General features: G+C 39.6%; 7 protein-coding genes. 3 read left to right on the plus strand and 4 right to left on the minus strand.

All coding sequences use genetic code 11. The features are described from left to right. Window positions 1–14: 14 nt before the first annotated feature. From CHB62_RS00640 to htpG, 3 genes are all read right to left on the minus strand, one after another. Window positions 15–2,570, minus strand: a complete 2,556-nt coding sequence (locus CHB62_RS00640; protein ID WP_089365254.1) for an ATP-dependent helicase — start codon at window positions 2,568–2,570, stop codon at window positions 15–17. 57 nt (window positions 2,571–2,627) lie between these two features. Next, on the minus strand, window positions 2,628–3,317 hold the full coding sequence (mtgA, locus tag CHB62_RS00645; protein WP_089365255.1) for a monofunctional biosynthetic peptidoglycan transglycosylase: 690 nt from the start codon (window positions 3,315–3,317) through the stop codon (window positions 2,628–2,630). Window positions 3,318–4,305: 988 nt separating this feature from the next. After that, complete coding sequence (gene htpG, locus CHB62_RS00650) at window positions 4,306–6,360, minus strand: molecular chaperone HtpG (RefSeq protein WP_089365256.1); 2,055 nt, start codon at window positions 6,358–6,360, stop codon at window positions 4,306–4,308. Between the two features lie 475 nt (window positions 6,361–6,835). Between htpG and CHB62_RS00655 the strand changes: the two genes are divergently transcribed. Continuing rightward, window positions 6,836–7,405, plus strand: coding sequence for a hypothetical protein (locus CHB62_RS00655; RefSeq protein WP_089365257.1), 570 nt, complete (start codon window positions 6,836–6,838; stop codon window positions 7,403–7,405). 318 nt (window positions 7,406–7,723) lie between these two features. Here the strand turns inward: CHB62_RS00655 and CHB62_RS00660 are convergent, their stop codons facing one another. Beyond that, entirely contained in the window at window positions 7,724–9,175 is a 1,452-nt protein-coding gene (locus tag CHB62_RS00660) for an aminoacyl-histidine dipeptidase (protein ID WP_089365258.1), read from the minus strand. Between the two features lie 77 nt (window positions 9,176–9,252). Here CHB62_RS00660 and CHB62_RS00665 point away from each other — a divergent pair, with 77 nt between their 5' ends. Both CHB62_RS00665 and CHB62_RS00670 read left to right on the plus strand, forming a co-directional pair. Beyond that, a complete protein-coding gene (locus CHB62_RS00665; protein WP_089365259.1) occupies window positions 9,253–9,447 on the plus strand; it encodes a hypothetical protein in 195 nt (64 codons plus the stop codon). 31 nt (window positions 9,448–9,478) lie between these two features. Beyond that, window positions 9,479–10,081, plus strand: a complete 603-nt coding sequence (locus tag CHB62_RS00670) for an OmpH/Skp family outer membrane protein (protein WP_089365260.1) — start codon at window positions 9,479–9,481, stop codon at window positions 10,079–10,081. Window positions 10,082–10,397: the final 316 nt, after the last annotated feature.

Here is a 10,397-nt window from a genome sequence, read left to right on the forward strand (position 1 = left end):
GATGTAAGAGGTGTCTAAGAGATAATCTTAAACTTAGCGAACTTCAATAGAAGTTGTTTTGTACCAGCATTACGGAACGCAACCGTAGCCTTTGCATTCTCTCCTGTTCCTTCAAGATTAATCACTTCACCAATACCGAAGCGTTGATGTTCGATGGTTACACCTACACTGAGGCCAGCCACATTACCTGTCGATGAAACCGAAGATAATGGGGTCTCACCTGCTGATAGAGTCCTACCGCCATTTGTCATGGCAGATGATAACCGCTTAAAATTACCACCCTCGGAAATTAATCTGCGTTTTGTTCGTTCTGAGAAAGGGTCAACGGCTACTTCAGGTCGTTTCCTCTCCGTTATCTTTGGCTTCGGATCAGCCCTAAATTGACTTGCCACAGGATTTGAATTCTGCCATCGTGAGCCCATCTGGCGATACTCGTCGCCCCAAGGTCGACTACCAGTATATGCCTTATTAGGCTCATACTCACGGAAGTTATCGCCGCTATTCGCTTCTTGCCAAGACCTCTTCGACGTGCGGTCGTCATCCCAAGGCATTAAATGGCGCTCTCTTTCCAAAGCACTCGAACCCTCATTTTCGGTATGAATCAGCATTGGGTCAAAGTCATTTAAGAATCGACTTGGATTATCAAACTGCATTGATCCATAGCGAAAACGGTTCTTAGCATTTGTCAATATACAATGTTGTTCGGCACGTGTTATGGCCACATAAAGTAGTCTTCTTTCCTCTTCTATTTCACGTTTTGAGCCTAAAGACATAGGACTTGGGAATATATTTTCCTCCAATCCAACGACAAATACCGTTGGAAATTCCAGTCCCTTCGCAGCATGAATCGTCATTAACGATACTTTTGGCGTATCATCATCTTCCTTATCTGCGTCAGTGTATAATGCCACCTCTTGTAGATAGTCGGTCAAGTAGACATTCTCTTCACGCCCTTCCTCACGTCCAGAGTCGACAAAACTCTGCATAGCCGACATAAACTCTTCCAAGTTCTCACGTCGAGCTAAGTCTTCTGGCTCACTACCAGAGTGTATATCTGCACTAATACCACTTTCTGTTATAATCTCTTTCCCCAACTCGTAAGCATCTTTCAATGCTACATTCTTAATAAAACCACTAATAAGAGTTCTGAAAGAGAGTATCTTTGTCATTGTTCCCTTGTTGACATCTAAACCATATTCGATAGGGTTAAGAATTGTCTGCCATAGAGAAACAGCGTTTCGTTGAGCACATTCTACAATTTTCTGAATGGTCGTGTTGCCTATTCCACGCGTTGGATAATTGATGATTCTACGGAAAGCTTCTTCATCATCGGGGTTAGACACTAAGCGGAAATAAGCTATGATATCCTTAATCTCCTTACGTTGATAGAAGGAAAGTCCACCGATAATCTTATAAGGAATACCTTGTTTACGAAACTCATCCTCGAACGAACGACTTTGTGCATTGGTACGGTACAGAATAGCAAAGCTACCATAATGGCAATTGTCATTACGTTTGATACGCTTCAACTCATTTGCAACCACCATAGCCTCTTCCCTATCACTATAACAAGGCTTATAGAGAACCTTATCACCTTCCTTTTCTTTCGAATAAACATCCTTAGGGATTTGACGCTCGTTATGCTTCATCAACGAGTTAGCTGCCTGTACGATGAGCTGCGTAGAACGGTAATTTCGCTCTAACTTAAATAGTTTAGCATCATCAAACTTATTCTTAAAGTCAAGGATGTTATCTATGTTTGCCCCACGGAAAGAGTAAATACTTTGATAATCATCACCAACGACACAGATGCGTCGATGTGTCTCAGCCAATTGACTAATTATACTTACCTGTGCATAATTAGTATCTTGATACTCGTCGACAAGGATATACTCAAATTGTTGACCATACTTTTCACGAATAGCTTTATGGTCACGAAAGAGTAAGAAGGTATAAAGCAGAATATCATCAAAATCCATTGCATTAGCTTGTCGACATCTTGCTTCATACATCTTATATATCATGTAGATAGCTGGCATCCGAGCACTTCTATCTCTTTCTATGGCTGCTCGGTCTTCTGCATACTGTGCTGCCGTAATAAGGTGGTTCTTAGCCTTTGAGATGACATTATGTACCGTTGCTGGCTTATAAGTCTTATCATCGAGGTCTAAGGCCTTAATAATATTCTTTATGAGTGAACGAGAATCATTCTCATCATAGATAGTAAAATTACTTCCAAAGCCAATAGCCTCCGCTTCACGGCGTAGTATTCTTGCAAAGATAGAGTGAAAGGTTCCCATGTAAAGGCGTTGTACATCATTAGCCGAGGTAATCTGTGCTATACGCTCCTTCATTTCTCTTGCTGCTTTATTGGTAAAGGTAAGTGCAAGAATGTTCCATGGTGCCAAGCCTTTATTAAGTAAGTAAGCTATCTTATAGGTAAGTACACGAGTCTTACCAGAGCCTGCACCAGCGATGACCAACGACGGTCCTGTGCAATACTCAACAGCTTCTCGCTGACTATCGTTCAATGCTGAAAGTATTGCATCTTCTCTATCTTGATTTATCATCTTATGTACTTAATGATGTAATAATATTGTGTAATGGGACAGAATAGTGATACGAGCCTAATGTTCCTTAGGGAAAGCGGGGATAAAAGTCATCTGATGCTCAATCTGTCCTATACGTTTACGCATATAAGGTCCTGGATTCTTTGAAGAGAATCGACGTGGATTAGGGAGTGTAGCGGCTATAAGTGCACAGTCTCTCCGGCTCAGTTGACTGGCTTCCATCCCAAAGTTTTGTTCTGCACAGGCTTCAACACCATAGATGCCATCCCCCATCTCAATAGAATTAAGATAAACCTCCATGATACGTTGTTTGCTCCACAGTGTCTCAATAAGGAACGTGAAATAAACCTCTAAGCCTTTTCTTATCCACGAACGTCCCTGCCACAAAAAAACGTTCTTAGCCGTTTGTTGAGAGATGGTAGACCCACCTCTTAGCTTCTTACCCTTTTTCAAGTGGTCTTCTGCTGCCTTTTCAATCGCTTGATAGTCAAATCCGTGATGTGTAAGAAACCTTTGGTCTTCGCTTGCCATTACTGCGACAGGCATTGAGTCGGGCATCTTCTCCAATGGTATCCAGTCATGATATAGCTTTACTGACTCGCCCTTACCAATCTGTTCAAAACAACGACTAATCATAAGAGGAGTAAAGTAAACGGGTATAAACCGATAGACTACCACTGCTAATATTGTAGAGATAAAAGTAAGGGAGAGTACCCACCTTATCACTTTCAAGACTTTCTTAAACATAAATTATGAGTTTGTTATTTGCAAAGGTACTAAATCTTATTTGATAGTAAGCGATATGAAGCAATTTTTTCCTATTGTGAGAACAGACAAGATATTATTCTTTACACAACATATCAAATATGATTTAGCATGCATGATTCTGTGTAACTCAATGAGAAATGAGCGTACTCTACTACATTAGCCTCTGTCCCTACAAGCGTATAGCCATATTTAGTTCACTCCTAAGAAGAGTCCGCATGTTAGTAAAATATCATTACATATCATCGAGAATAATACACGCTAACAATGACTAACATATCTCTTAAATAATACTTTATAACGTACACTGTATCAGAAAGTTACATTTAACATTCAAGAAGACGCTCTTCTTGCCTCAAGAAGGGCGTCTTCAACATGCAAGAAGGGCATGTTCTTGAACGTAAGAAGGCCTCTTCTGCGGGCTTAAAGGGTGTGTGCTATATCCAAAGAGGGCGAAAAATATTGACAAAGAAGTAAAAAAGAGAACTCTTCCCCAGCCCCGAAGACCCCTCCCCCAGCCCCTCCCCGAAAGGGAGGGGAGCGCCTAACGGGACAAAATTTGCTATGATTGTATATATAATAAACGAACGTAAAGAGATGTGTTTCAGCCTTTAATATTCAACACTTAACATCCATCACCCACTATCATAAGCCATCATCACCCAACACTCAACACCTAACACCCAACACCACAAGCCATCATCACCCAACATTCAACACCTAACACCCAGCACAACAAGCCATTAACACCCAACATTCAACATCCAACACCCAGCACAACAAGCCATCATCACCTAATACTCAACACCTAACACCCAACATTCAACACCTAACATCCAGCATTCAACAGTCAGTCAAAAGAAAACAAAAAGCCGTAGGAACTGTATTCAATTACAGTGTCCTACGGCCTTTTATACTATTTGAAAGATATTAAGGTGAGCGCCTTTACGCATCATCCCAATCCTTTTTGTTACTTAATCAAACTGAAAGAACGCTTTAAGAACTTATCGAGAGCAGCTCCCTGAAGCATACCATTTTGAAGTAAGGCAAGGTCGATAAGCTGATGAACCACCTCGTTACCCTTAGCATATTCGGCAACTACAGCCTTCTTCTTATCTTTAAGCTCGGATACAGCCTTCTGTGTATTCTGCATATCATCTTTCTCTTCTTGTGTCAGCTCTTCAGGCTTCTTCTTATCTTGTGACTGATGGAGAGCAGCCAAACGAGCCTCCTGACCTTTCAGTTCGCTATCTATTGGCTTCAGTTCCTCTGTCGTATTGGCAGTAAGTTCATCAAGAACTCTCTTCACTAATGGATGGTCACTGTTCAAAACAAGATTATAAGAATCAGGCAACTGAGCATAGAAGCCCATTCCTTGCTGGTACTGGCTCATCTCTTTCATACGACGCATATACTCGTTCTGTGTTACAAGTACTGGTTGGAAAGACGCTCCGAGTGACTGTACATCAACGGTGAAATTAGCCTTATCGAGAGAAGGTATCTGTGAACTAAACGCCTCTGACAATTTGTCAGTCTCGTCAGCTGATAGATTATTCTTCGGTGCATCCTCTTTCTGAATGATACGATCAACGATATCAGAGTCAACACGTACGTAGCGAGTCTTATCTTGCTTTTGCTCAAGCATTGATAGTAATGGGACGTCAAGTTGCCCACTTGCATCAATAACACTATATCCCTTCTGCTTTGCAGCTTCTATATAACTATATTGCTCCTCCTTATTATTTGTGTAGAGGTTTACTAAGAATCCTTCTTTATCAGTCTGATTATCCTTCACAAGCGTTTTATACTCCTCAAAAGTAAAGTACTTACCCTCAGTGTCTTTGATGAGTGCAAAGTCCTTGGCACGGTCGTAGAAGTCAGAATCAGACAGCATTCCGTAGTTGATAAAGAGCTTCAAATCATCCCATTTCTCCTCAAACTCTTTTCTATTCTCCTTGAAAATGCTTTGCAGTCTATCAGCAACTTTCTTCGTGATATAGCTTGCTATCTTCTTTACATTCGCATCACTCTGTAAGTAACTACGACTGACATTCAGCGGAATGTCCGGAGAGTCGATAACACCATGTAGGAGAGTCAAGAACTCTGGGACGATACCTTCAACCTGATCGGTCACAAACACTTGATTACAATAGAGTTGAATCTTATTGCGTTGGAGCTCGATGTTGTTCTTCACACGTGGGAAATAGAGAATACCAGTGAGGTTGAATGGATAGTCAACATTCAGATGTATCCAGAACAATGGCTCATCGTTCATTGGGAAGAGCGTACGATAAAAGCTCTTGTAGTCTTCATCCTTCAAACTTGATGGTGCCTTTACCCACAATGGTTCAACGCTATTAATAACATTATCTTCCTCTGTGTCAACAGTTTTTCCATCCTTCCACTCGGTCTTCTTACCAAAGACTACAGGTACAGCCATAAACTTACAATACTTGTTCAGCAGCTCTTCTATTTTAGACTTCTGCAAGAACTCCTTGCAATCATCATCTATATAAAGAACCACATCACTTCCACGCTCCTCTTTATCAGCGTCTTCAAGTGTATATTCTGGGCTGCCATCACAACTCCATTTTACGGCTTTACTACCTTCCTTATAGCTCTTTGTGATAATCTCAACCTTCTTTGAAACCATGAAAGAAGAGTAGAAACCAAGACCGAAATGGCCGATAATAGCCTCTGCCTTGTCCTGATACTTCTCAAGGAAATCATTAACACCAGAGAAGGCTATTTGGTTGATGTATTTCTCTATCTCCTCTGCAGTCATACCGATACCATGATCTCTAATTGTCAATGTACCAGCTTTTTCGTCTAAAATTACACGAACACTCAAATCACCAAGCTCTCCTTTGAACTCGCCAATCGTAGAGAGTGTTTTCATCTTCTGTGTTGCATCAACTGCGTTAGATACCATCTCACGCAAGAAGATGTCATGATCTGAATATAAGAACTTTTTGATGACGGGGAATATGTTCTCTGTTGTAACCCCAATATTTCCTTTTTGCATAGCAATATAATTTTAATTATTTTTTTATTTTGCATACCTTATAACAAACTCTGTGCCATCGTTGGTAATCAACTAATATTTTCAATAATATCACAAGATGCTTTCTGGCATTACTTGTTATTCTTTTGACTTCTCCATATCTAACCATTCTGCACGCAGATTTGTGGACTTATGTGCAAATACTGTTGGTAACGTATGATGCATAGTATTACATCTATATATACAACTCATTCTGAAATAAGTTCTCATTCCCTTGGGTTTCTCAAGAATGTTATATACTTTTGCCCATGAAAATATAACAAACAACAGGCTAATGGGCGTAACTCATTCCTTGAAAGGACAATGCTCTCCGTCCACAAAATAAATCTTTCTTATTCGAGGCGTTTGCGTATTGAGTGAGAGTAGAGCAAGATGATTTCAGCCAAGCAGCGTTATTTTACATACTCAGCGTAGTGAAAATTAAAACATTTAGATAATGAAAAAGACTGCTACCATGTGCTTGATGTTTCTAATAGCATTATCTATATATGCGGCATCAAGACCTCAGAAGGATATAAAAATATCTCCCGAACAAAAGTTCAAACTGTGGCTAAATGATACTATTAAGCACATTAATGGGAAATATTCGATTAGTTCTGACTCTACGTTATTAACGATAACTGATAGCTTTTCATACATAATTAAGAAGGGGAAAACTATTTACACTACCAATAGGAATAACTCAGAAGCTATACAAAAGATGTTGAGGAATGCTCATGAACCTTCTTGTCTAAGTTATAGGGTCATTGCTGTTAGACGTGATGAGTTTACTCCATCTGAAGTAGACTATCTTAAATATGAAACTTATTCAGAGTTTCCTCTTATAAAGATCATAGCAAAAGACATGATTATAAGTTATAATGAAAATAGAGCTAATATCAATAGTGCTTATATAATAAATAGTCAACTCAATGATACAACCTTAGTTGAGTTTAGCTATGAAGGGAATAAGGTTGTAAAAAGGCATTATAAGAGTAAACGTGCTAAGAACATAGTATGCTATTGACCAAGAGCCCTTGAAACATATATGTCTACCTGTATTACAAAGTCATCTACTGTTTTTTTATGATTGATTCATAACCCCTTAGGTTATAAGAACTGATAAACACATATCTACCCTACCCTTGTCTTCAATCGTGCTTTATCCCAACATGTGTGGAGTTCATGGTTAGTACAAGTGATGTAGACGATCAGTATAATATGATAAACAAGGTTTACCGACAAAAGAAAGTACAGACATAGATACAAAAAGCCATCTTGTCTTATTAAAAACAAGATGGCTGATATAGTAAAGAGAAATATATACTATATTAAATACGTAATTCTACTTGATGTTCTTGAGAACAGCAAGGAGATGATCCCATACCATTTGAACTGTAGGAATTAGTAGACACTCATCTGGTGTATGAACATAACGAAGTGTCGGACCAAAGCTAATCATATCTAAATGTGGATACTTCTCAGAGAAGAGACCGCACTCAAGACCCGCATGAATACCAAGAACGAGTGGTTCCTTACCGAAGATATTCTTATATTGCTCAACTGCAACGTGCACTAACTCTGAGTTAGGATTCATCTTCCATGCTGGATAACTGTCATCGACAACAATCTCAGCACCAGCCAACTCGAAACATGCACGAACAGTGTTGGTCATGTTTACCAAGTTACTCATAACGTTTGAACGCTGCGAAGATACAACTGTCAACTTATTCTCATCGGTCTGTATGCTTGCAACATTGCTTGAAGTCTCAACCATATAAGCCAAAGCTTCATCCTGGCAGTTGGTCAATGGACCGTTGTCAAGTGCCTGCAAAGCAAGGATGGCATTGTGAGAAATCTGCTTTGGCATGACTGGTGCCGCATCTGCACTCTCAAGATTCCATACCATAGCTGTGTCTGTAACATGGAACTCATCCTCAACATCTTTACTGAAGACATTCCAGTCTGCTTTAACAGTTTCTTTATTAACTGCAGGAACGGCGAAGAGTACCTTACCATCACGTGGGATTGCATTGTGCATCTTACCTGAATTCCAGTAGCTTAGGCGAAGGTCCATCTTTGATTGTTCGGCATATAAGAAGCGTGCAAGGAGTTTGATAGCATTGGCGCGTTTCTTATTTATATCATCACCAGAGTGACCACCAACAAGACCCTTCAGACTTGCTTTCATGAAGAAATAACCTTCTGGTGCATTCTCACGTTCGAAATGGAAGATTGCAGTTGTACTATTACCACCAGCACAACTTACGAATATTTGTCCTTCATCTTCTGAATCAAGGTTGATAAGATAGTTTCCTGTCATGAAACCAGCCTCCAAACCAAATGCACCTGTAAGTCCTGTCTCCTCATCACGTGTAAAGAGACACTCGATAGGACCATGTTCTATTTCGTTAGAATCAAGTATGGCTAACTCGTATGCAACACCGATTCCATCATCAGCACCAAGGGTTGTCCCCTTAGCATGTAGCCATTCACCATCGACATAAGTCTGAATAGCATCTTTGTGGAAATCAAATTCTATATCAACAAGTTTGTCACATACCATATCCATGTGGCTCTGAAGCACAACTGTCGGACGATTCTCATAGCCTTTAGTAGCAGGCTTAGAAATCAATACATTGCCAACTTTGTCTACCTTTACATCAAGGTTGCGTTCTTTCGCAAACTCCTGTAAATAACTAATCATCTGCTCTTCATGCTTAGATGGGCGTGGTATTTGGTTGATTTTAGCGAACTGCTCAAAGACGCAAGCAGGTTTTAATTCTACATTTGCCATTTTTAATAATATTTTTTTTTGTAATCTTGCTGTTTTATATTAACTTTGCGGTCAATATAAATGCAAAGATAAAGAAAATGTTTGTAACTTTATTGTTAACATTGTTAATAATTGCTATAGCCATGTTGCTCCTCGGAGTACGTGTACTCATCAAGAAGGATGGTGAGTTCCAGTCGCAGCATATATCAGACAATGCCTATCTTAAAAAGAAAGGTATTCATTGTGTTATCGACCAAGACAAGGAAGCCAGAAGAAGGAACAAGGCATATTAAATAGGAAATAATTAATTAAAATACAATAGAAATGAAGAAATCATTTAGCAGTATGGCAGTGCTTGCTATGGCAGCATTCGCTTTTGTTGCATGTAACAATCAGCCAGTGAAGAATGATACAGCAGCTGGCAAGGCTGAAACATCTACAGCTGCTCCAGCTGCAAATAGTCAGAAAGTAGCTTATGTAGAGATAGACTCTATCATGAGCCAGTATACTTATTGGAAAGATGTTACTAAGCTTGTAAAGGCAAAAGAAGCTAATATCCAGCGTACATTGGCTGGTAAGCAGAAGGCTATTCAGGCTGCAGCTGCTAATTTCCAGCAGAATATTCAGGCAAATAAGTACACACAGGCACAGGCACAGCAGATTCAGGCAAGTATCCAGAAGCAGGCTCAGGATGCTGATGCTTTGCAGCAGCGTCTTGGTGCTGAGTACCAGAACGAAGTTGCTAAGTATAACAAGGCTCTCTCTGATAGTGTACACAATTACTTGAAATTGTATAACAAAGATAATAAGTACAGTATTATCCTCGCTAAGAGTGGTGACAATATTCTTTATGCTGATCCTGCATATAACATCACTGATGATGTTGTTAAGGGAATGAACCAGGCTTATAAAGGGATGAAGAAGTAATTTGTAGGCTTACAGTTACTTTTAAATATACATAATGAAGAGGGTGTGTCAAAATGTCCACATCCTCTTTTTTTATGCACAAAGCCCCGACTTTCTCAAGCCAGGGCTTTGCTATTTCCTAAAGTTTTGTACCTTTAGGCATTCAAAAATTCTCATTATGGCAAAGGTACACTTTCGTTCTTACATACACAAGAAAATGATTCTTTTTCCTCAAAGAATCGATAAGGATATCGCAGAAGATGACCCTGTTCGTCTTTTAGATGCCTTGGTGGATAATCTTATGTTGGATAATGTCTACAAGCTTTATAAGCCCAGT

Origin of the sequence: Prevotella jejuni, from assembly GCF_900187995.1 — a bacterium.
Lineage (GTDB): Bacteria > Bacteroidota > Bacteroidia > Bacteroidales > Bacteroidaceae > Prevotella > Prevotella jejuni.

Excerpts from the sequence above, each read along its gene's own strand:
- CHB62_RS00670 (WP_089365260.1), top strand. The coding sequence starts at position 9,479 with ATGAAGAAATCATTTAGCAGTATGGCAGTGCTTGCTATGGCAGCATTC.
- mtgA (WP_089365255.1), bottom strand. The coding sequence starts at position 3,317 with ATGTTTAAGAAAGTCTTGAAAGTGATAAGGTGGGTACTCTCCCTTACT.
- CHB62_RS00655 (WP_089365257.1), top strand. The coding sequence starts at position 6,836 with ATGAAAAAGACTGCTACCATGTGCTTGATGTTTCTAATAGCATTATCT.
- htpG (WP_089365256.1), bottom strand. The coding sequence starts at position 6,360 with ATGCAAAAAGGAAATATTGGGGTTACAACAGAGAACATATTCCCCGTC.
- CHB62_RS00665 (WP_089365259.1), top strand. The coding sequence starts at position 9,253 with ATGTTTGTAACTTTATTGTTAACATTGTTAATAATTGCTATAGCCATG.
- CHB62_RS00660 (WP_089365258.1), bottom strand. The coding sequence starts at position 9,175 with ATGGCAAATGTAGAATTAAAACCTGCTTGCGTCTTTGAGCAGTTCGCT.
- CHB62_RS00640 (WP_089365254.1), bottom strand. The coding sequence starts at position 2,570 with ATGATAAATCAAGATAGAGAAGATGCAATACTTTCAGCATTGAACGAT.